The organism is Agarivorans sp. Toyoura001, assembly GCF_005405585.1.
GTDB lineage: Bacteria > Pseudomonadota > Gammaproteobacteria > Enterobacterales > Celerinatantimonadaceae > Agarivorans.
Map to the genome: position 1 here is coordinate 121,709 of NZ_BJEQ01000002.1, position 22,782 is coordinate 144,490.

The 22,782-nt window shown below is 44.2% G+C and carries 21 protein-coding genes; 10 read left to right on the top strand and 11 right to left on the bottom strand.

The features are described 5' to 3' along the window. Positions 1-302 precede the first annotated feature (302 nt). Positions 303-998 carry a hypothetical protein gene (locus tag FFR00_RS03840; RefSeq protein WP_137672052.1) on the bottom strand — a complete coding sequence of 232 codons (696 nt, stop codon included), beginning with the start codon at positions 996-998 and terminating at the stop codon, positions 303-305. A 231-nt stretch (positions 999-1,229) separates the two neighbouring features. Between FFR00_RS03840 and FFR00_RS03845 the strand changes: the two genes are divergently transcribed. From FFR00_RS03845 to FFR00_RS03860, 4 genes are all read left to right on the top strand, one after another. Beyond that, the gene (locus FFR00_RS03845; RefSeq protein WP_137672053.1) at positions 1,230-2,111 is read left to right on the top strand and encodes a LysR family transcriptional regulator; all 882 of its coding nucleotides are present in this window, start codon (positions 1,230-1,232) and stop codon (positions 2,109-2,111) included. 101 nt (positions 2,112-2,212) lie between these two features. After that, positions 2,213-3,295 (top strand): efflux RND transporter periplasmic adaptor subunit, encoded by a 1,083-nt coding sequence (locus FFR00_RS03850; protein WP_137672054.1) that lies wholly within the window; start codon positions 2,213-2,215, stop codon positions 3,293-3,295. Position 3,296: 1 nt separating this feature from the next. Continuing rightward, positions 3,297-6,380 (top strand): efflux RND transporter permease subunit, encoded by a 3,084-nt coding sequence (locus tag FFR00_RS03855; RefSeq protein WP_137672055.1) that lies wholly within the window; start codon positions 3,297-3,299, stop codon positions 6,378-6,380. Continuing rightward, the gene (locus FFR00_RS03860; RefSeq protein WP_137672056.1) at positions 6,367-7,839 is read left to right on the top strand and encodes an efflux transporter outer membrane subunit; all 1,473 of its coding nucleotides are present in this window, start codon (positions 6,367-6,369) and stop codon (positions 7,837-7,839) included. Before FFR00_RS03855 ends, FFR00_RS03860 begins: the two co-directional genes overlap by 14 nt. A gap of 141 nt (positions 7,840-7,980) precedes the next feature. Here FFR00_RS03860 and FFR00_RS03865 read toward each other — a convergent pair whose 3' ends face one another. The 3 genes from FFR00_RS03865 to FFR00_RS03875 all read right to left on the bottom strand — a co-directional run bounded on the left by FFR00_RS03865 (position 7,981) and on the right by FFR00_RS03875 (position 10,361). Further along, positions 7,981-8,607 (bottom strand): YiiX/YebB-like N1pC/P60 family cysteine hydrolase, encoded by a 627-nt coding sequence (locus FFR00_RS03865; RefSeq protein WP_137672057.1) that lies wholly within the window; start codon positions 8,605-8,607, stop codon positions 7,981-7,983. Positions 8,608-8,699: 92 nt separating this feature from the next. Continuing rightward, positions 8,700-9,212: a PEP-CTERM sorting domain-containing protein gene (locus tag FFR00_RS03870; RefSeq protein WP_137672058.1), complete on the bottom strand. Its 513-nt coding sequence runs from the start codon at positions 9,210-9,212 to the stop codon at positions 8,700-8,702. 264 nt (positions 9,213-9,476) lie between these two features. Next, positions 9,477-10,361 (bottom strand): LysR family transcriptional regulator, encoded by an 885-nt coding sequence (locus FFR00_RS03875; RefSeq protein ID WP_137672059.1) that lies wholly within the window; start codon positions 10,359-10,361, stop codon positions 9,477-9,479. Positions 10,362-10,455: 94 nt separating this feature from the next. On the opposite strand from FFR00_RS03875, the gene FFR00_RS03880 reads away from it, so the two are divergent. After that, the gene (locus tag FFR00_RS03880) at positions 10,456-10,968 is read left to right on the top strand and encodes a lactoylglutathione lyase family protein (RefSeq protein ID WP_137672060.1); all 513 of its coding nucleotides are present in this window, start codon (positions 10,456-10,458) and stop codon (positions 10,966-10,968) included. A gap of 47 nt (positions 10,969-11,015) precedes the next feature. Here FFR00_RS03880 and FFR00_RS03885 read toward each other — a convergent pair whose 3' ends face one another. From FFR00_RS03885 to FFR00_RS03900, 4 genes are all read right to left on the bottom strand, one after another. Further along, positions 11,016-11,495, bottom strand: a complete 480-nt coding sequence (locus FFR00_RS03885) for a DUF1772 domain-containing protein (protein WP_137672061.1) — start codon at positions 11,493-11,495, stop codon at positions 11,016-11,018. Positions 11,496-11,530: 35 nt separating this feature from the next. Next, positions 11,531-12,427 (bottom strand): DMT family transporter, encoded by an 897-nt coding sequence (locus FFR00_RS03890; RefSeq protein ID WP_137672062.1) that lies wholly within the window; start codon positions 12,425-12,427, stop codon positions 11,531-11,533. A gap of 169 nt (positions 12,428-12,596) precedes the next feature. Then, positions 12,597-13,334, bottom strand: a complete 738-nt coding sequence (locus FFR00_RS03895; RefSeq protein WP_137672063.1) for a hypothetical protein — start codon at positions 13,332-13,334, stop codon at positions 12,597-12,599. Between the two features lie 119 nt (positions 13,335-13,453). Next, positions 13,454-14,368 (bottom strand): LysR family transcriptional regulator, encoded by a 915-nt coding sequence (locus FFR00_RS03900; RefSeq protein ID WP_137672064.1) that lies wholly within the window; start codon positions 14,366-14,368, stop codon positions 13,454-13,456. A gap of 163 nt (positions 14,369-14,531) precedes the next feature. On the opposite strand from FFR00_RS03900, the gene FFR00_RS03905 reads away from it, so the two are divergent. Both FFR00_RS03905 and FFR00_RS03910 read left to right on the top strand, forming a co-directional pair. After that, the gene (locus FFR00_RS03905) at positions 14,532-15,221 is read left to right on the top strand and encodes a type 1 glutamine amidotransferase domain-containing protein (protein WP_137672065.1); all 690 of its coding nucleotides are present in this window, start codon (positions 14,532-14,534) and stop codon (positions 15,219-15,221) included. Between the two features lie 29 nt (positions 15,222-15,250). Then, a complete protein-coding gene (locus FFR00_RS03910) occupies positions 15,251-16,408 on the top strand; it encodes an iron-containing alcohol dehydrogenase (RefSeq protein ID WP_137672332.1) in 1,158 nt (385 codons plus the stop codon). A 66-nt stretch (positions 16,409-16,474) separates the two neighbouring features. Here the strand turns inward: FFR00_RS03910 and FFR00_RS03915 are convergent, their stop codons facing one another. After that, on the bottom strand, positions 16,475-18,655 hold the full coding sequence (locus FFR00_RS03915; protein WP_137672066.1) for a di-heme-cytochrome C peroxidase: 2,181 nt from the start codon (positions 18,653-18,655) through the stop codon (positions 16,475-16,477). 194 nt (positions 18,656-18,849) lie between these two features. Continuing rightward, positions 18,850-19,110, bottom strand: a complete 261-nt coding sequence (locus tag FFR00_RS03920) for a DUF1127 domain-containing protein (RefSeq protein ID WP_137672067.1) — start codon at positions 19,108-19,110, stop codon at positions 18,850-18,852. A 215-nt stretch (positions 19,111-19,325) separates the two neighbouring features. Between FFR00_RS03920 and FFR00_RS03925 the strand changes: the two genes are divergently transcribed. Further along, complete coding sequence (locus FFR00_RS03925; RefSeq protein WP_137672068.1) at positions 19,326-20,756, top strand: PLP-dependent aminotransferase family protein; 1,431 nt, start codon at positions 19,326-19,328, stop codon at positions 20,754-20,756. Positions 20,757-20,781: 25 nt separating this feature from the next. On the opposite strand, the gene FFR00_RS03930 is transcribed toward FFR00_RS03925, so the two are convergent. Continuing rightward, a complete protein-coding gene (locus FFR00_RS03930; RefSeq protein ID WP_137672069.1) occupies positions 20,782-21,003 on the bottom strand; it encodes a hypothetical protein in 222 nt (73 codons plus the stop codon). Positions 21,004-21,565: 562 nt separating this feature from the next. Between FFR00_RS03930 and FFR00_RS03935 the strand changes: the two genes are divergently transcribed. Both FFR00_RS03935 and FFR00_RS03940 read left to right on the top strand, forming a co-directional pair. Beyond that, positions 21,566-21,925 (top strand): hypothetical protein, encoded by a 360-nt coding sequence (locus FFR00_RS03935; protein WP_137672070.1) that lies wholly within the window; start codon positions 21,566-21,568, stop codon positions 21,923-21,925. A gap of 80 nt (positions 21,926-22,005) precedes the next feature. Next, on the top strand, positions 22,006-22,752 hold the full coding sequence (locus FFR00_RS03940) for a sugar nucleotide-binding protein (RefSeq protein WP_161985084.1): 747 nt from the start codon (positions 22,006-22,008) through the stop codon (positions 22,750-22,752). Positions 22,753-22,782 lie beyond the last annotated feature (30 nt).

Consider the following 22,782-nt stretch of genomic DNA (forward strand, 5'->3'; position numbering starts at 1 on the left):
ATGATTGAAAGCTAACAACTTATTAAAAGGAAAACTTCCTTGTTCAAACAAGGAACCTTTCCTCTTTCACGTATTTATAATACAAAGGCTATCACCTTTCTTAAGTTACATCAGTTGCCTAGCTCCGAAATTAACAAAAATATCAACATGAAAGAATATAATCCTTTGGGGAAAGAGGGAATCACCTTGCTTTTTTTGGCTTTAGCTAACTGCTCTTTCTACCGTAGTACTCGCGCCAAATGTAGATGTAAGGCTTAAACTCAGCAGCGCTAAACACTACTGAACTTAAGCCATACTCATCACTAAAAATACATACTGGCTTGCAACCACGTTACGGTATCTTTTTTAGACACTTTACTGTCTGCGGTATGCTCTACTTTAAACCCTACCGATACGTTGTCTAACACCATGTAACCGCCACCCACTTCAATTTGCGGAACATAGTCTTTAGCACGAGTAATGTACGTAGCTTTAGGGTTTGCATATAACCAGTGGCCGTCGTCAAACGCATACATTGCATACAAACCTGCTTGTACCAAGGTAGAGTCTTTAAACTTTTCTTTACCGTCGTCGGTTTGCATTTCTACTTTGCTGCTCATATAACCACCGTACAGCATAGGAAATAGCGAAATGTTGTTAGTAACATCAAACTTGTACATTCCCCCTGCCATGGCGGTAGTGGTGTTTCTGTCACCCATTACATCTACCGAGTACCCTAAACCGTCGTTCACTTTGAAGTAACGAAGACGGTAGTCATAATCGATTTTACCTTCAGCATCTTTTTTGTCGCCCGCTCCAAGGTCAGCAAAAATCATGTTGCCAGCCCCCCAACCAAAGGTGCTGTTTAACTGGGTACGGTCGCTAGAGCGAGACACACCTACCGAACTAAACGTGGCTGTTGGGTCTCCGTAGTTAACATCGCCATTGGCTACGTTGTCTTCGGCCATAGCCACCGTTGAAAGGCTTACAATGCTTAGGGCTAACAGTGTTTTTTTCATAATATGTCCTGTAGATGTCTTTAAGTTGATGGACACACTTTAAACAGCCTTTAGAAAAACCTTAAACTCGCAGCTTAAAGCCTAGCTAATAGGTGAATAGCTAAACAGCCTCTTATTAGACGCTTAAATACCTAGAAATAACTCAAGCTTACTTTGCAGCTAACACTTGAATTGGTGAGAAATGTTGTTAGGCTGCAGCTAGTTTGTATCTAATTTGGAGACAATGAGATTATGCGTGTTGAAGACTTGTCGTTATTTATCAAAGTGGTTGAATCAGGTAGTTTTAGCGCCGCTGCTCACTCATTAGACTTGCCTCGCGCCAACGTAAGCCGACGCATCAACGAATTAGAACAAGGCCTTAATACCCGCTTATTTGTTCGGACTACGCGTAAGTTAAATTTAACCAACCAAGGCCAGCAATACTACGAAAGTGTGCAAGATATAATGCGCCGCTTAATCGACGCAAACAGCGCCTTGCAAAGCCATACGTCTACACCTACAGGTCAGGTTAAAGTAGGGGTAAACGTGGGGAGCGATTATTATCTTATCGACATTACAAAGTCGTTTAAAAAACGCTACCCCGATATTGATATTGAAGTACGTTACTCTAACGAAAGTTACCAAGGGTTATTTGAACACGGCCTTGATATGGCGATGTACATTGGAGATTTAACCGACTCAAGTTTTGTGGCAAGAAAGCTTGGTGGTTTTACTAAAATAGTGGTGGCTAGCCCTGCTTACTTAAAAGCCCACAATACCCCCAAAACACCGCAAGACTTATTACAGCACAGTTGTATTGTGTATCGCCGTCACGATCAAAAATTGGAAAACCGCTGGCAATTTTCTAACCAAGACATAGAAGTAAACCATCATCACATTAGTAATAACTATACCCATATTGCTCAAGCGGTAGAAGCCGATTTAGGAGTTGCCTTACTGCCCTATATTTTGGCTTACCCGATGCTCGAAAATGGTAGCGTATGTCACTTAATGCCAGAGTACTTATCACCCGCCGAAGACGCTTGGATGGTTTATCCAAGCCGTAATGGTTTAACGCATGCTGCGCGTTTACTTCTAGAGCATATTATTTCGCGGATCCCAACCTACATCTAATTGTCACGAAATTCGTGACACACATGTTCTCTATTGCTAGCAGATAGCCACAATTAAAGTGTTTACTATGCACGCTCTAAATTTATCTTTCGGGGCAAGCTATGAAACACTCCTATATCGCTATAGCGTTAAGCGCAACATTACTTAGCGCTTGTAGTAACGAACAACCAGCAGAAACCATTCACACCAAGTTGCGTCCGGTTAAAGTTATTAACCTTAGCGCAGCTACCCTGCTGGAAAATCAACACTACAGTGGAGTGTTAAGCTCTAGCACCAGTTCAAAACTGGCCTTTCGTGTGCCGGGCACAATAGAAGAAGTGCTGGTTTCTAGCGGCGAATCGGTAACTAAAGGCCAGCTACTCGCCCGCCTAGACCCACATGACTATCAAGTAAGCTTACTGGAGCTACAGGCAAAACTCGCCGAAGCGACTGCCGCGCAAACCTTGGCACACAATGAGTACCAGCGTGTAGAACGAGCCACCAGAGACAACGCCATTGCTCCGGTAAACTTAAACCGAGCTTTAAGCGGTAAGCAACGTGCCGACGCCATGGTAGAAGTGGTAAATCAAAATATTCAACGCGCTAAAGATGCCCTGCGTTATACCGAGCTTCGCGCCCCGTTTGATGGTGTAATTGCTCAACGTTTTGTAGAAAACTTTGAACAAGCGGTACCGGCGCTACGTGTATTTACCTTACATAAACCTGAGCAGTTAGAAGCGGTTATTGATGTACCAGAGAATCAAATTGCCAACTTTAAACTTGGTCAGAATGCCCAAATCACTTGGCATAACCAAGATCAAAGCTTGCCAGCTGAGTTAACAGAAATTGCCACGGTGCCAGATTTAGTCAAGCAAACCTACACCGTAACCTTCACACTTAATCAAGCCACTAAAGACATCTACCCAGGTAAGTCTATTCAGTTGGCGCTGGCTCAAGATGCCTCTCAGCAAACTCGCTTCTGCCTGCCTCATTCAGCTTTATTGCTAGATGGTTCTAGAGCCAAAATTTACCGTGTCGAGCAGCAGCAAGTTAAAAGTGTTGCCATCGACATTGTTAACCAAACTCAACAGCAAGTGTGTGTATCGGGCGACTTACGCCAACAAGACAAAATTATTGTGGCTGGAAGCCATTACCTTAAAGAAGGACAACAGGTAGGTGAATTGCTAGAAGTGAAGGGAGGTTAATATGAACTTAGCTGAATTTGCTATTAGGCAGCGCACCTTTGTGTGCTTTTTTACCGTGCTATGCATAATCGCCGGTATTGGTTCATACATTGGTTTAGGCAAACTAGAAGACCCGTCGTTCACCGTAAAAAGTGCGGTTGTGGTAACGCTATACCCTGGTGCCTCGGCGCAAGAGGTAGAGCAACAAGTTACCGACAAAATTGAAACCCGTTTACAAGAAATGGGCGCAGTGTGGAAGCTTCGCAGCTTATCTCGCCCTGGTAGCTCGATGATTTTTGTTGATCTAAAAGAAAACACCGCATCAGAAGAGCTGCCCCAGCAATGGGACTTACTGCGCCGTAAAGTAAACGACGTAAAATTAGATCTCCCTGCCACTGCGCAAATTAGCATAGTGCAAGACGAGTTCTCAGAAGTGTACGGTATGTTGTTTGCGGTATATGGCGAAGGGGTAGAACCCGCCGAACTCAAACAACAAGCGAAAGAACTACAACGCCGACTAAAAGCTGTCGACGGCATTAAAAAAGTTGAGCTACACGGTCTGCCACAACAAATCGTTACTATCGACTTACCTAATGAACGTTTAGCTGAAAACAACCTTTCTAGCCTACAGGTGTTTAACCAGCTTACTACCCAAAATATGGTGCTTGATTCAGGCAGTTTTAAAGTGGGTGAAGAACGCATTCGAGTGAGCCAAAACGGTACATTCAGCAATGTTAATGACATTAAAAACTTACTGATTAAATCTGGTGTTGCCAATGTAGGTAGCGGCTTAATCCGCTTGGGCGACATCGCCGACATTTACTTGGACTACCAAACACCCGCGCTATCGCAAAGCCGCTTTAACGGACAACCAGCGGTTACCATTGCAGTAAGCCCAGTGGACGGTATTAACGTAGTGGCCTTAGGCGATACCTTAAAACAAGTATTAAGTGACTACACCAGTGATCTGCCCGTTGGCAGCGAAATAGGCACGATTGCTTTTCAGCCTGATGAAGTACAAAAATCTATCAATAACTTTGTAAGCAACCTAGTTGAGAGCATTGTTATTGTGGTTGCAGTATTGTGGATCTTTATGGGTTTACGTAGCGCGGCCATTGTAGGCTCTAGCTTGCTGGTTACGCTGCTTATTACTCTTATTTACATGCTCTTGGCTGGGATTGATTTACAACGCGTATCGGTAGGCTCATTTATTTTAGCCTTAGGCATGCTGGTAGACAACGCCATCGTCATTACCGATATGTTTAAAGCTAAACTTGCTCAAGGTATCGACCGTTTTGAAGCCGCCACCAGCAGCGTAAAAGAAACTGCTGTTCCTTTATTGGCTGCTACCGTCATCGCTATTGCGGGCGCAACGCCGGTATTACTATCACAAACTGACGCCGCAGAATTTGCGGGGTCGGTATTCCAAATATTGTGTAGCTCACTATTACTTTCGTGGCTAATTGCCATGACCTTAACGCCGCTCATGTGCTGGACATTTATTAAAGTAGACCCAACACAAACTGAACAAGCAGAGTCGAAGTTAGTAAAAATGTCTCGCCGAGTATTAACGTGGGTAGTGGCAAAACCGTTTAGCGCTATTGCCCTAGTGATTCCAGCGCTGTTAGTTACCGCGTTAATAGTGCCAAAAATTGCCATTAACTTTATGCCAGGCTCTGACCGCCCGATTGTATTTCTCGATTATTGGCTACCCAATGGCGGGCAAACTGAAATTGTTTCTCGCGATATGCTAGCAATTGAAAAGTGGTTACTAGAACAGCCAGAAGTAACCAGCATCTCTAGTTACATTGGTGCCAGTGCCCCGCGCTTCTCGGTTACTGTTGAGCCAGAACCTTATGATAGTAGCTATGGGCAAATACTCATTAATACTCGTGACTTTGAGTCTATTGACACCTTAGTAGAACGTGGTGATCGTTGGTTAATGCAACAATACCCCAATGCAGAGCCACGCTTTAGAAATCTAAAACTAGCGACCAAAGATAAGTTTGCCCTTGAAGCCCGCTTTAGCGGCCCAGATCCAAAGGTATTACAGCAGCTGTCTGAGCAAGCGCAAGCCATTTACAACGCTCATCCAAACACTAAGTATGTTCGTGACGATTGGCGCCAAACTAGCAAACAGTTAGTGCCGTTAATGAATCAAGACAAAATGCGCCGTGCGGGTATTAACCGTAGCGATGTTGCATTGGCTATTCAACGAGCCTCTAGTGGTGTGGTTGTGGGTGCGCTGCGCCAAGGTGATGAAACTTTGCCAATTAAATTACAAAGCACTAACACCGATATTGCGCATTTAAACAATTTGCCAGTGCGCTCACTACTTGGTTTGCATAGCGTCCCCCTTAGCCAAGTGATTGACGGCTTTGAAACCCGCGAAGAACAAAGCCTAATTTGGCGCAGAAACCGCGTGCCTATTATCACCGCACAAGCCGCAGTATTTGGTGCCACGCCATCGGATGTACGTAAAGAGATAGCGGAGCAAATTTTAGCCATAGAATTACCTCACGGCTACAGCTTTGAATGGGGCGGCGAATACTACGACGAGAAACGCGCGCTAGACGATACCATTAGCCAAATTCCGAAAGCAGTCATCATTATGGTGATTATTATGGTGGCTTTGTTTAATGGTCTTAAACAGCCCGCTATTATTCTCGTCACGCTGCCTTTAGCCTCTATTGGTTGTGCCTGGACCCTGTTCTTATTTGATAAGCCCTTTGGTTTTATGGGCTTAACCGGCGCAGTGGCTTTATCGGGAATGATTATTAAAAACGGTATTGTACTCATAGACCAAATTGAACTGGAGCGTAAGCAAGGTCGTAGTATTAACGATGCCATTATCGAATCTACGCTTAACCGTACTATGGCTATCTCTATGGGCGCGCTAACCACCGTATTAGGTATGGTGCCGCTACTTACCGACCGCTTATTCGACCAAATGGCAGCCATTATTATTGGTGGGTTAGTCGTCGCCACCTTCCTGTCGCTAATTATTATGCCTGCTTGGTATCGGATCTTTTACCGTAACGAAGAACAAAGCCAACCTGAGCCTGAAGCTGAACCATCTGTGGAGCTTAGCCATGAAAACAACTAAATCTTTTATTCTTAAGCCCAGCAAGGCATCAATACTACTGTTGTCGGTATTTGCCACTGGCTGTTCTATGGGGCCAGATTACCAAGCGCCGAATCCAGATATGGACGCCGCATACTCAGCGCAAACTGAGCAGCTAAGCACGCAACAAACGGTAACCAGTGGTTGGTGGTTACAATTTAACGACAACACATTGAATAGCTTGGTTGAGCAAGCCCAGCAGCAAAACCTAAACATAAAAATGGCAGCTAATAGAGTACAGGCGGCTCAATCTTACCGAAATGCCGTTGCCTCGTTTAAAGTGCCAACGGTAAGTTTAGGGGGCGGCTACACGAGCTACCAATTAAGTAAAAATGATCCGCTAACTGGCCCAGCCTTTGGCATCGACAACCCATTGGGAGGTGGTCAGCTTGATTTACTGGAACGGCAAAATGGCGGCTTCTTTGCTGGCGCTAACGTTAGCTGGGAAATGGACTTATTTGGTCGTATAAACAAGCAAGTAAGCGCCGCTGAAATTCGTGGTGAGCAAGCTGAAATATACCACCAAGGTATGCACACTTTGGTCACTGCAGAGATAGTTAATAATTACCTGCAGTACCGCGGTGCTCAGCAACGTATTGTTATTGCCCAACGTAATATTAACGAGCAAAAAACCGTACTTAAGTTAGTTAAATCGTTAAGTGCTAGCGGTTATGGTTCTGAACTAGATGTTGCCAAAGCGCAAAGTGCTTTGGCCCTTAGCCAAGCAGCCTTACCGCAGTTAAACAGTGCCGAAAATGTGCACTTACATCGCATGGCATTAGTACTTGGGCAAAGCCCTTCGCAGCTAACCCAACAGCTTAGTGCCAACAGCGAACTGCCTAACTTTAATGGTCTAATTCCAGTGGGTTTGCCGTCGGATTTACTGACTCAACGTCCCGATATCAGCATTGCTGAGCGCGAGATGGCTGCAGTAAATCAAGAGCTAGCGGCAACGGTAGTGTCAGACTACCCTCGGTTTTTCTTAACCGGTGGACCGGGTTTAAGCGCAGAAAACTTTGATGATTTATTCAAGGCTGATTCTGGTGCTTGGTTAGCTTCGGTTGGCGTGCAATGGACATTGTTTGATGGCGGTCGTCATGACGCAATGGTAGAAATACAGCAACAGCGCTTTGATAATAGCGCCCTGCATTACCAGCAAGCAGTAAACGCCGCATTTATTGAAGTTGAAACCATGCTAATGGCTTACGGCAATAGCCAAGAATTTGCCGTCAATATTGACCAAGCTAGCCAGCAAGCAAACATTGCACTAAGTAAAGCTAACTCGCTATACCGTGCCGGTTTGATTGATCACTTAGCAGTGCTCGATGCCCAGCGCCAGCAAAACCTATTAGAAGATGCGCAAGTGTTAGCCAAGCTACAAACTGCCAACATCATTGTGGGTTTACATAAAAGCTTAGGGGGCGATTGGTCACTTAACTAAATAAAGCTGTTTTGACGCCTTGGTATCACTCCTGGAGTAGCTGTTCTCGATTTACTGTCTCTTCCCAAGGCGTCCTTTTTCAAGGGTTGTTAAAGCCGTTGACCAAGAAGGTTCCAATTCTTAGTCAAAACGCCAAGCCGGTTAATCCGTAGAAAAAAGATCAACTTCCCGAGAAAGATAAAAGCCATTATTTAGTTGGGTAAGTTGGCCTTCAGAAAAGTTAGCTGGCGTATATTCATTAGAGGGTTTGTCCCCACCTAACAAGCCCATACATTGGTAGGCGGCTGCCACTAATTCACTACAAAACAACGACGATAAATCTTCTTGGTTTTCACCAAAAGGCCCCTGCCAGCCAGCGCGCGCTAACTCCCAAAAGCTTTGTTCGTAATGCCGACCTTTTAAGCGCTCTAGTAAGCTCATGAGTTCAGCAATTGCAACATCTGCTAACTCGCCCCCCATTAATTGGCGAACTGAAATACTACCAAAGTGTTTTTTCACTCTTTCATGTAAAGCTACCACTTGCACACCATTGCTGAGTTGCTGGCTATAGAGACATTGCTCGCCAGTGCCGGGAACCGCTTCCCACATGGTCGTAAAGTCGTATTGGTCTAACTGCAATACCATACCCACGTGGCTCCACTTACTAAACGTGCCGTAACGAATAATGTCACTGCTTAAGCCTTTACCCGAAAAAAAGACTAAATCCCCAGTTTTTAACCGCTTAGCTAATTGCTGCCGCTCCAGCATATTCCATGCTCTCCAAATCATCCTTAATGCAGATTTATATGATAAAAATAAAAAGCCTGCAATGATGCAGGCTTAAATCAATAAATCTAAAGGTGGAGCTAACTAAATACTCATTAAGTGCGGCGACGCAACGCCAAACCCAATAAACCACACAACATAATTGCTAGGCTTGCTGGTTCACTTACTTGTGCCGCTAAAGGGATATTGTTAAAACGAACCAATAAGGTTTCTTGATAACCACCGTTAGGTTGGCGTGAGATTGGGTCGTCAAAATCACAATGGCTGTGGCGATTATCGAAGTATTGCGCTGCACATATCTCCGTATCCTTAAACAAACTTTTGGCTGGAATATTGGCAAATTCCTCTACACTGGCAAAACGCCAAATGCTTACACCTAAAGCTGCATTTAAGGCATCATCGTAAAGCCCGCCTGCATATTCCCAGTTATCGACTAACTGGCTACAGCCACCTGAACAAGGTGAAGCCCATACCCAATCAAAAATGTCGCTGGTTACAATCACATCTTCCAGAGGATCTAGTGCGATCACCGTGGCTGCTGATTGTTGAGAAAACACCATGCTTAATAAAAGCATGCTCGATATTGTTATTTTTTGTAATAATTTCACTTTCCGCTTTCCTTGCTATTTTGGTCATTGCCCGCGCAGGGATGCAAAAAATATTCCTATATATCAACACCTTTAATTACAAAGACTTAAACCTAAGAGTGATAATTCAATTTTGATATATGTAAAAATAGCTGACACTAAAATGTGAATCTAACTAAACAAAATGCTTATTAATCAACAATTAATAGTTCAACTGTTGAAAAAATACCGCTTAAGGTGAACGGGCACCTAAATGTGACTTAAGTCACTCTTTGTTCAACTTGCTTAGTTATCGTTCGCTGTTAAGCCCTGCTGCATAATTTGTGACACTAACTTAAAGCGACTAGCCAGTTGCTGATAACGACGCTGCACTAGGTAAATGGTTTCATCTACTGGCTTAGCTAAGTGATGAATGGCTATTTTACTGGGCTCAGAAAAAGCCGCCACGGCATGAGCTGGTAATACTGTGAAACCTAAGCTTCGAGACACAGGTTCTAAGATCAGGGAAATTTGGTTTGAGAAGCCTTGAAGTCTAAATTGCTCAAGCTGTTCAAACTCGGGATAGTTAGCCGACAACAACAAATTTGCATGGTGAGCACCATCTGGATGATCAATGTAACCTAAGTTTTGTAAGGCTTGCCAGTTAGGCTTATTGCAACTGGCGGGGGTCACCAGTAGTAAGGCTTCTTTGGCAAAAACTTGTGCGCTTAACTCACTCAACTGCGAAGGGCGGGTAATAAAGCCTAAGTCTAACTGGCGTTCTGCCAATAGCTGCTCAATTCGTGCGTTAGGCGCAAACTGATAGTCAAATACTAACTTAGGATACTGCTGTTGTAAGTCCAATAAACTGGGATATAGCTTTAAACCCAAGCTGCCGGGGCTGGCAATTCTACATAAGCCAGTATGTGGATCATCTTGCTTTAGGCTCACCTCTAATCCACTCAGTTGGGCCAGAGTAATCTGCGCTTGCTGATAAACCTTGTGGCCCGCTTCCGTTAAGTTGAAGCTTTTGCCTTCTCTTTGCAACAAAGGCGTTTGAAAATGATCTTCCAGTTTACGTATTTGTTGGCTAACTCCTGGCTGTGTCATCGCCAGCTTCTCGGCCGTTCGAGTAAAATGCCCTGTCTCAACCAAGGTACAATAGGTTTGCAACCAGTCTAAATTAATCATAATAAAATCTTATCAATTTAATAATTAAAGATAATTTAATGTTTTTATTATGCCGCACTAAACTTAAACCATCAAATCACTGGTGGAGCTAGACATGCAGTTAACTAACAACCCTTACCCACGGACTTTTTCGCACATTGGTATTTCAGTGCCAGACTTAGAAGCCGCTGTAAAATTTTATACCGAAGTATTGGGTTGGTACCTAATTATGGAACCGACCGAAATTACGGAAGATGATAGTGCGATTGGTGAAATGTGTACCGACGTATTTGGCAGTGGATGGGAAAGATTCCGTATTGCCCACCTATCTACGGGTGATCGTATCGGTGTTGAGCTGTTTGAATTCAACAATCAAGAAAATCCTGAAGACAACTTTGAATACTGGAAAACCGGCATCTTTCACTTCTGTGTACAAGATCCAAATGTAGAAGAATTGGCCGAGAAAATTGTTGCTGCGGGCGGTAAAAAACGCATGAAAGCACCACGTTTCTATTACCCAGGTGAAAAGCCTTACCGCATGATTTATATGGAAGACCCGTTTGGTAACATCTTAGAAATTTATAGCCATAGCTATGAGTTAAATTATGCGGCAGGCGCTTACAAATAAGCGAACTTGAATCGACTAAGGCCTTATCTTCTTGATTAAGGCCTTTTTTATAGCGCGAAGATAAACAGCAGCATCGCCATCGCTGACGCCACAGTTCGAATATGATTCCAGGCAGTCCACGACTGCAGGTAAGTTCGCCAATATTGCGCATCTTCGCTACTCAAAGCTGTCTGACGAGAAATAAGCGCTAGAGCATTATTACGAGGTACGTTAGCCAAAGCAGTAACAGCAAAGCAGCCTATTAAGTAACTTAAGCTCGCCGCAACTGCGTAATAATTAATGCTTACGGCAAGCGTAAATTGCCAAGTAAGGCTTGCTAGGCTTAACAGCGCACTCCCTATAAACACCATAAAAAAGCCAGGGTTTAGCACGGTAACATTTATACTTTGCATTGCCGCTAAACCTTGCTCATTGGTTAGCCTTGCTAAAGCGGGCATCACAAAGTTGGAGAAAGCAAAAAAGATCCCAGCTACTACGCCGCTAGTTATGGCTGCTAACAACAGCAAAAAGTATTCTACGTTTGTCATGTTCTCCCCTTAGCGGTTTGCTTTAAACTGCCACGCTAGGCCACCAACTTTAAGCCAATCACACTCAAGCACACGAGGCTCATCATCAGCCATTGTTTAGTGCTTGGTTTCTCGCCCAATAGCCATAAACCCAACACCATACTAAATACCATCATCGTGCTTAATATTGCCGCAGCAATGGCCAACGGGCCGAGAGTCATCGCTAATGCGTAACACCCCGTACCGATCACTGTAGGTGATGCATAGATAAGAATCTGTTTAAAATGGGTAAAACTAATGCCTTGAAAACCGTTGTTTACGGTAAACAAACCGCGGCCAAATGCCATCAACATGGCCATGACCCCAATCATCACCTCCCAAGCATAACCCACTAAAAAAGGATGACTAGAACGCGACATACTGGCCACCAATACCAAGGCGCAAGACATTAACGCGCCGTAACCAGCACTCGCTAATATTCCCACTAGCGGTTTGTAGTGAAGGGAAGCTTGCAGCGCTACGTGTTTAGCTCGCCGAGCTTGGCTAGCGCCCAGTAGCAACACCGCCACCAAGGTAAACCCGCCCATTAACCATTGCTGCGCACTCAAGCGTTCATCAAGAAAAACTTGCCCCAGCAAGGCCACAAATAACGCGGTGAATGCCATGGATAAGGCGCTAGCAATACCAACCGGTAAACGCACAAAGGCAATGGCATTAGCCCAATTACCTAAGGCAGCCAAACTCGCCGCCAAGACTAAGTATCCCGTTTGATCAGCAAAGTCTGCATAAGCCGAGCGCGGTACTAATAACAATAAAGGCGACATGCTAATCAGTAAACTTAGCCCGCGATAGGCAACTGCGCTAAGTGGGTCGGATTGACGATATACTTTGGCCATTAATACGCCTTGCAAGGCGTAAGCGAGGGTGGCGCTTAAGGCAATAATAAAAAACACTATGGCACTCAGTTGTTAATGTTAGCTAAAGCCTACGCAACTGAGTTTGCAGCAACAAGCCAATAAACAAGCATCAACATGGCGCAACTAAAAAACGTAAAAAAACGCGCAAACAAAAATTTTAGCGCGTTTTTAGAACAAACTGGAAACCATACTTTAGTGGTATTGTTCAAGCTGCTTTAAGTTTATTACCTATTACTAATCCAATTAGCCCTAAAGCGACAAAAAAGAAACTTTTTGGTTCAGGAACAGGGTTTGATATAGAAACTCTAGTTGTTCCGACCAAATCTGTACCGATTATTCCCGTCTCACCAATTTCATCATTTAAAAAACTAAATGACATCCCGCGATTAACGTCAAAAACATCATTATCTATGTTTGAAAAAATGCTTCCAAGAGTATTTGATCCTACTTGAAAATGGGAAAGCAACAACCCAAATCCACTAAAATGAGTCCGAGCAAACTGGTAGTCATAGTTTTCAATAAACGAACCGCTAGATTGACCTCTCCAAGAAAACACATCTTCAAAATCCGGTGATTTATCATGGACAAAATTTAGATCTAAATAACCATTTAGAGATGAATAATCGAAATTGCCAATATTCCCCAACCTACTCGTTAGTTCAACCATTGCTCCTTGGTAAAACGAACAAATAATCATCGAACCACTGTCTAAACAATCAGCTGATTGCGAGGAATCAAATGTGTAGGTCGCGGTATAAATATCACCAATACCAAAGTCATTATAGACTCCACCTAATTTATTTACCGCTGACCCGTCATTCAGCAATGTATAATTTGACACTATTTCGAAGTCCATTTCGACTTTAATCACTGACGCCTCAGCATAACTTAGTGAAAGAAAAAAGCTTAGGAGTACAACAGCCGATTTTCTACCGTAATTCATTTTTTAAATAATTCCCTTTATTAATCAATTCCTTTTTATATGATGGCTTTTTCTAGATAAAATTGCACGAGCAATTGATATAAAAGCTATTTAATCGTTCATTTAAATCGCCAGCAAGCTCAGGCAATTAGATATAGTTGCTCCTGCTTGGCTAAATACTGCTTCAAATAATCAATCAGTAAACGCAGCTTTTTAGAGCTAGTGGCCCCTTTAGGAAACACGCAGTAAACGTCAATATCTTGCAACTGATAATCACTCATCAATACTTCTAAATTGCCCGTTTTAATCTTTGGCAATGCATCATATAAGGGGACTCGCCCTAAACCATGCCCACCCTCAATAAAAGCCGTTCTTGCTGCTGCGTTATTGGTGCTAATGCCCCCCTTGGTTTTGATACTAAAAGACCGAGACCCCTTAGTTAGCTGCAAAGTATTAGAGCCTGCGGTATAAATGACCCATTGATGGGCGTCTAAATCTGCCGGCTGCTGGGGGCGTCCTTGTTTGTTCAAATAATCGGGCGAGCCACATAAACAGGTCTTTAAGGTCGTGAGTTTGGACGCCTGTAAACCAGAGTCTTCTAGTTCGGCGCCGCGAATGGCTAAATCAAAACCATCTTGAATGACGTTTACCACCTCATCACTTAATACCAGTTCAATGTTGATTTTGGGGTACAAAGCTCGAAACAGATTAAGTGCAGGCACAATGGTTTGCAGGCCCGCATTGACCGGGCAAGAAATTTTAAGCGAACCTTCAGGCTCTTGTTTAATATTTTCCATTTGCTGGTTAGCAGCTTTAGCTTGCTCAGCAATATTGTGGCATCGCTGATAATACTGCTCACCCGCTTCGGTTAAATGCAAACTGCGGGTAGAGCGGTTAAGCAAACTCACACCTAAATGCTGCTCCAGCTTTTTAACGTGGTAACTCACCACTGCTCGAGTAATGCCTATTTGCTTAGCCGCAGCACTAAAGCTGCCCTGCTCCACCACTTGGGCAAACACCACCATGCTTTTCAATTGCTCAAAAGAAACGCTCACATCAAACCCTCACCAACTACATCAGCAGTATTGTATCAATTATTCTACCAATCATGTCTATTTAATCTGCATTGTCGCATTCAAACTTGGGGTCTACACTGCTCTCATCGCTACCGTATTTGGCGGTAGCCAATCAGCTAAAAGCAAATTAAGGAATAAACAGATGAGCGCAGCAAAAAAGATTTTGATGGTACTAACCTCTCACGATCAACTGGGTAATACCGAACACAAGACAGGCTTTTGGGTAGAAGAATTTGCCGCCCCTTACTACGTGTTTTTAGATGCTGGTTCAGAAATTACTTTAGCTTCTCCCAATGGTGGCCAACCACCTATTGACCCAAGCAGCGAACTTGCAGATTTTCAAACCGACGCAACACGCCGTTTCGACAACGACGATGCTGCCAAGCAACAGCTTGCAACCACCCTAAAGTTAGCAGACCTTGATGCGAGCGATTACGACGCAGTATTCTACCCTGGCGGTCATGGCCCATTATGGGACTTAACCGACAACCCACAATCTATCGCTTTGCTTGAAAGCTTTATCCAGCAAAACAAGCCGGTTTCTGCAGTATGTCACGCTACCGCGGCACTGCTTAACGTTAAACAAGCTGACGGCCAATTGCTGGTTAAAGGCAAGGCTGTAACGGGTTTTACTAACAGCGAAGAAGCCGCCGTACAACTCACCGAGGTAGTACCATTTTTACTTGAAGACGAATTAAAGGCACGAGGGGCTGATTACCAATCCGTTGCCGACTGGAGCCCATTTGCAGTACAAGATGGTTTAATGATTACCGGACAAAACCCGGCCTCGTCGGAAATGGCAGCAGAAAAATTACTGCAACAGTTCGCCTAATTTCCCTCTCACCTTTTTAAGGAATTATGATGTTGAACTTTTCGTTTCAAAACACCACTCAGATTCATTTTGGTGAAGGACAAATAGCCTCTCTAAGCCAAGAGGTTCCCGCTAACGCTAAGGTGCTAGTCACCTACGGCGGTGGCTCAATCAAAAGTAACAGGGTTTATGACCAAGTTGCTAAAGCCTTAGAGAATCATCAATGGTCTGAGTTTTCTGGCATTGAACCTAATCCAAGTTACGACACCTTAATGCGCGCTGTTGAGCAAATAAAGGCTGAAGGCTTAGATTACATTTTGGCAGTAGGCGGTGGCTCGGTGATTGATGGCAGTAAGTTTATTGCCGCAGCTGCTGAGTATAAAGGTGACGACCCATGGGACATTATTGCCAAACAACACCCCGTTGAGTCAGCGCTGCCTTTGGGTGCGGTGTTAACTCTGCCAGCAACAGGCTCAGAGACTAACCCTGCCGCGGTAGTAACACGCGATGGTACTAAGTTACCTTTTTACGCCTTAGCGGTGCGTCCAAAGTTTGCGGTATTGGACCCAAGTGTGACTTTAAGTTTATCACCTCGCCAAGTAAGCAATGGTGTGGTTGATGCTTTTGTCCACGTGATGGAGCAATACCTTACCTACCCAGTAAACGCAAAAATTCAAGACCGTTTTGCTGAAGGGATTTTGCTAACGTTGATTGAAGAAGGGCCAAAAGCACTCGCCGCTGAAACCTCTCAAGATCTAGAAGTACGCGCTAACATTATGTGGGCAGCCACCATGGCTTTAAATGGCCTAATTGGCGCAGGCGTGCCGCAAGACTGGTCTAGCCATATGCTAGGTCATGAGCTTACCGCCGCCTACGGCGTAGACCACGCGCGCAGTTTATCTATCACCTTACCAGCAGTGATGAAGATTCGTCGTGAAGCCAAAGCCGACAAATTACTGCAATATGCCGAGCGTATTTGGGGCATAAACGAAGGCGACAGCGAACAACGCATCAACGACGCAATTGCCGCTACCGAAGCGTTCTTCCGCAGCATGCAAGTGCCAGTGAGATTAAGCGACATTGATTTAGGCACTAGCGACGTAGAAGTATTGTTGAGCAAGTTGGAACAACACCAAATGGTAGCCTTGGGCGAAGACAAGCAAACGACCCTAGAGGTAAGCCGCAACATTCTTAACGCGGCTTTATAAAAACAATCCTCATCACTTAAAAACAGGGCGCTAGCGCCCTGTTTTTTTTTGCCTTTATTAATCGCTTTAAAGCGTTTTAAGATACTCAATCATCGCGTCACATTGCTCTGCAGTAAACGCCGTCCCTATCGCACCAGTCACCTGATTCAGATAATGTTTTTTCGGATCGTATTGGTCGGAAAAGTGGTGGCCACTATTGTGATTACCCGGTATCGACGTATCCAACACAAAGTAACCGTCTTGCGTGTATTTCTGCCCGCGCTTAAGGGTAAGCTTTGCCTCTTCTGCAAAACCTTTCGGCTGCAACAAACCCACATTTACCGAGTCAAAAGCAATATTGCCCATTTGTAAGTACTTAGGCCGCTGACCACCTTCTGGGCAGAGTAAATCTCGCAATGTAGCCACTGACCCATTGTGTAAAAAAGGCGCGGTGGCCCATACCCCATTTAGTGGGCGAGCTTTATATCCTGAAGTTGCGCGAATACAGTTTGGTCGGCCACCTTCAAACTTGGCTTGTAACGCAGGATCACTCAACCCATTTTGCTTAAACCAAGCATCAATGGTTTGCTGCACAATTGCCCCCAACGCAAAGCCAAACAGTATATTGCCGCCGTCTTTAACAGGCAGATCCACCAGCGTTGTTGGCGAGGGCTCTTGCCCTAAAGGCCCGCGGTATGCCCCCTGTTCGCCATAGGCAAATTGCTTAGTTTGTTGCGCCGCATAGAGCTGATTAGGATCTTCACCACAGATCACTTGATCAATACCTAAACCGGGAATAACCTGACCAGCGGGTACATTTGCTACGCCAGCAGTGCCCAAGGTTCGCCGCGCTAATACATTTGCCTGCGCAGAATCAGTCCCCACTTGCGACAGTTGAATCAAATTAAGTTTTAGTACTTTTTCTTTGGTTTCTCGCGGCACACCTTGATGCTGATAAACAATGGGAGAAAAATACTGCTCCTGCCATATCTGCTCCGTATTTAAGGCAGGAAGATGGCAACCCTGACACTTTGATTGATACAAAGAAGCACCAAGCTCAGCCTTTGTCTTATCTATAGCGCCAAACTCCCACTTGGGCCCTTGCAAGCCAGAGAATCCATCAATTGGGTTAGGTTGGTTCCCCCCTAAAAAATCTTCTAACCACACTAAGTTTTGCATAGGAATCGATGAGGAAAAACGCTGGTCATCAAGCGAACTTTGCATATCCACATAGGCGTTAACGCCCATGGCTTCACCCGCATTCCTAATCAACGGCCCCATGATGGAGGCATCGTATTGCACCCAATCAAACCAAGACGCAGTCCATAAATGGGGATAGTTAACCGGCGCATTGATAGCGTGGTAATTATCGCGACGATTCACATTTTCGGAGAACACTTGGTTGCCAATGCGATTCAGCGCATCCAATCGCATAAAGCCTTCATCAACATCAATAATATCGGTATTCCCAGCACTGGCACTAACGATACTCGCCAACTCATCGGCTAAATTGAGTTTAGTTGCAGGGCTGTATGCGGGGCCTAATACGCGACGGGCGAAGCGATCAAAACGTCCATCAAAAAAGGGAATTTTACTCGACAGCGCGGTTTGGCCAAGCGCCGCGGCAAGGGTGCTGGTTAACAAGGTTAAATCGGTAGTCGCTGGCGCCCCATCAATCACGTACTCAACCTTATGCTCACCTTCGCCGTGGATAAAATGCCCGGTGTGGCAAGCTGCGCAGGTAAAGCCGACTCCTGCAGTTCGAGTGGGGTAACCCGGCAAAGTAATTGAGTCAGAGCGCGCAAAGCCAATAGGTAAACCATCGGGGTTATATTTGTCTGCTTCAGAGCGAATAAAACCAAAACGAAGTAAAAACTCATTGGCGGTAAATAAGCCCTTGTCGGAGAAACTGTTGAGAAGCAAAAAAGACCAGATAGAGCTACTGGGTTGCTCTAATTCAACAAACCAGTGATAAGGAATAGGAATGGTGCGTGTGCCTTGAGAGATATGATGATATTTCTTGGCATCTTCACTCACATACTGCCCTTTGCTTCCCCAGTTTTGATCAGGCCAATATTGCTCAAGCCAAGAGCCGTCACGATGAGTAACTTGTAATTCGGGTAAATGAGGAGGGGTTAAGGTATCTACAATGCTTCTCACTTTGTCGCTGCTTAACACTGCCAGAACAAAGATAAACACAACAATAATAGCGGCAACAATAAAACGAATAATCCACTGACGAGTAATAGCAGGGGCAACAACACTCATGACCTGATTCCTTTCTTCCTTGAAGGGCTCTAGTCCATAAACCATAGAAGATTTAACTTAATATTGTAAGCTTAATGCGCGCAGTGTCAGTATTTGCTAGTTTCGTTGTGTAACGCTGCTTGCACAGCGCTACAGCAACGTGAGCATTTCAACAACTCAGATAAGGCTTGGCTCGCCAGCTCCAGAGTCACGCGTTAACGAATAATGCGTTTTTTGAGCGCGAAAACAGATTGAACTTTGCTGTACTTCTCACTGCTCCGCTTGGCCTGAGTACCACTTTGCCAAAATGCTTTATTTCCCTCGGCATACGCTTGAGCGCGGGTAATCCCTATGTCGCGTAACAGCTCATCACTTAAGCCTAATAGTGCTTGGCGACTGCGACGGCGTGCGCGATACAGAGCGAGACATTTAACTAAACGACGGATACTCAAATTTACTTTGTTTAACACCAACATTGGCTTGCTCCTTATTCCGTTAACGGCCTAAACAGCTTAAATTTTGTGCAAGCAAGCGTACAGATTCAGAATAACAATGTTTTAGCATGACAGACGCGCCAAAAGTGCATCTGTCATGCTTGGTCTAGGTTGATCTGTACTGCTTAATTTGGTTTTTTTCCAATCTGTATTTTGATGTGTTATTACTGAGGGATATTGCGGCTAAGGATGCGCCCATGACACTGTATGAACAGTTTGCCCAAGAACTGAAAGATCAAATCAATCAAGCTTATTACCCTGTGGGACAAAAGCTGCCTTCAATTCGTGAAATGAGCAAAACGCGGGGGGTAAGTATTTCAACGGTACAAGAAAGCTACCGACTGTTGGAAGATGCAGGCTTCGTGCGCAGCAAGCTAAAATCTGGTTATTATGTTCAGCAACCGCCTAATACCTCACTACTGCTAGAAACCAGCCAACCAGAACAACGGCCAGTCCCCATTGATAATTGGCAAGCAGTGTTAGACCTAACCATGAACGAAAGCAACAGCCATTTTTTAGCCTTGGGCCGTGGTTCGCCAGACACCGAGTTTGCCAGCTTAAAACCCTTACAAAAACTGCTAATCGACAGTGTTAAGTATCAAAGCAAGCAGGTATTTAGTTGTTCCAAAGGGAATGGGTTGTTTGCCTTAAGAGTACAAATTGCCCGCTTAATGCAACACTCTGGCTGTCATATTCACCCCGATAATATTCAAATAACAGCAGGCTGCCAAGAAGCCCTATCATTGAGTTTAAAAGCGCTCACCCAGCCTGGCGACATTGTTGCGATAGACTCACCCAATTTTTATGGCTGCATGCAAGCGATTCAGTCTAATCAGCTTAAAGTACTAGAAATACCCACTCACCCGGAAACAGGCATTAGCCTACCAGCACTAGAGCTAGCGTTAGAGCAATGGCCAATTAAAGTGCTACAGCTTATTCCTACTTCTAATAACCCTTTGGGTTATGTGATGCCAGAAAAGAACAAACTCAAACTTTTGAAAATGGCAGAACAATACGATTTTGCCATCATCGAAGATGACATACTCGGTGATGGTTTTTACCAAACGCCGCGGCCGCGTAGCTTAAAATCTTACGATACCCAAGAGCGCGTGTTGTTTTGTTCATCCTTTTCTAAAACCATTGCGCCAGGCCTTCGAGTTGGCTGGGTGGTACCAGGGCGTTACGGGCAGTTACTTACTCACTTAAAATTTATCACCTCGCTAGGGGCGAATAGTTTGCCTCTGCTAGCGGTGGCCGACTTTATTGAGCAAGGTTATTACGAGAAACACTTAAGGTTGTCTAAGCAGCAATATCAGGCGCGGCGAGATCTTATGTTGCACTGGGTACAACGCTATTTTCCTAACGGCAGTAAAATGAGCTTCCCTAAAGGTGGGTTCTTTTTATGGGTAGAGCTACCTGAGCAAATAAACTGTTTAGAGCTAAACGATAACTTAAAGCCGTTTCATATTGGTATTGCGGCGGGCAGTTTGTTTTCGGCGGCGGGGAAATATAAAAACTGTTTGCGATTAAGTTATGCCAACCCTCCTAGCGAACGGATTGAGCAAGCCATTAAGCTTATTGGCGAGCAAGCCAAAATATTGCTTAAGCAGGCAACAACGCGAGGTTAAAGGGCTTAACCTCGCTGCGCATAGCTTACAGTTTTTTCCACTGTAACTTAGTGCATTTGCCGTTTTCGTCGTGTACACGACAAGCGAAACGGTAACCATCTTTTACTAAGCTTTTGTGGTAAAACTCGGCGTTTTTGTCGAATTCACTTAAGGCTGGTTTACTACTAGGTTGCTCTGCCGCAACTAGCGGTAAACTTACACTTAACGCCATTACTACTGCTGATGCACTCACTAAAACACTGCGCATGATTTTCCTCTTACAATTATTGATAAATCCAATTTCTGCGGTTTTATACCATCTAATTGAATCAGTTCAATCTACGAAAAATCATCCTAAGGCCTCATAAAGACTAGCAAAAACAAAAAGAATGACGTTATCACTTTATTCTTTGCCTGTTTAAATTAACTATTTAGCGATATATATAAATGACATCGATTTCAACAGCGGCAAATTTTTTATTAAAAAACAGGTTTAAGTGACTACTATTTAATCAAAAAAGCTTGATCTCAAAAAAATCGAACAAAAAACAATTAAATCATATAAAACAAAAGCTTAGATAAATTTAAACAAGTAAACGTTTTCAGAGGGGTAGTCATAAATAAATACTTAGCAATATTTGTACAGTAATCACTATAAGCATTAACAAAAATACAGAAATTATAAATCTAAGTAATCACTTATTAATTAATCCTGCCTATTTAGGGCTTCTCAATTTGACAAGATCTTAGTCTTAATATAATTTTTCAAGCACTTAAAATGGAATTGAATGTTATTTAGTGGCTTACGCGACTAAATACCTAAGGTAATAATGAATTTAAAGCATATTATAAGTGCCACACTGGTATTGCTAAGCGCAAACACCAGCCTCGCGGCAGACACCTTCGATGAATCAGAGTTACCCGCCCTTAAAAACTATGCCTTTGCTGCGTGCATGTACCATATTCAAGCCAAAATTGAGCCTACGCCAAGCGCTACGCTCAACGGCTTAAGGGAAGAAATGGACGTGTTTTACCAATACAGCGTATTACCCACTAATTTTTTTGAAACCGTATATGCCCAAGTAGAACTAGGCACCCAAAACATTCCGCCCTCAGGCTCAATTCGTTACTGTATTAGCTGGTTACAAGAAGACAAAGTTGAAGGTGTGGTTGCCTCTTTAGCGAAATAAAGAAGCCCACCATAATTTTCTGGCAGTTGCGCTGCACACATCGCATAATCGATTTAACTTACCGAATGGGAAACAGTGCAATGCAACGCGCCTTAGTAACAGGTTTACACGGTCGACTCGCCCCTTACTTAAAAAAAGCCTTACTGGCTAAGGGCGTTGAAGTATTCGGTTTTGATCGCCAACAGCTCGACATTAATAACCGTGACCAGCAAATCGCCTATATTCGGGCTAACCGAATAGACACTATCTTCCATCTAGCCACCGGCTCAGAAGATTGGCTAGCCATGCTGGCAGGCATTGCTTTAGAGCTAAAGATAAACATACTGTTTACCAGCACCGAAAGTGTATTTAACCCCGACAGCATTGGCCCTTTTTCGCCAGATCACCCAGCAGATGCCGACAACGAATACGGCCGTTACAAAATAGTGTGCGAGCAAGCCGCGCTGCAAGCCAACCCACATACCATTATTGCCCGCTTAGGTTGGCAAATGTTCGACACCTTTGAACAAGACAACCTACTCACCCATGTTAGAGATATGCATAATCAGAAAGGTTACTTGGAAGCCAGCACTGAATGGCTGCCCGCAGTTGCCTATGTTGAGCACAGCATGGCATGTTTGCTTCAGTTAGCTGAACAAGGCCAAGCTGGGGTTTACCATGTAGGTGGTAATGAGCAGGGCCTGTCGTTTTATCAATTGGTGCAGTTAGTTAATCAAAAGTACCAACTAAATTGGGATATTCGGCCAGGGAATACACCTTCGCGTGACGGCAGAATTATTGACTCACGAGTTCCTTGTAGCAGTATTACTGATCAACTAAACAGTTAATCTCGCAGACTATTTTGCTTTATTTGCTAG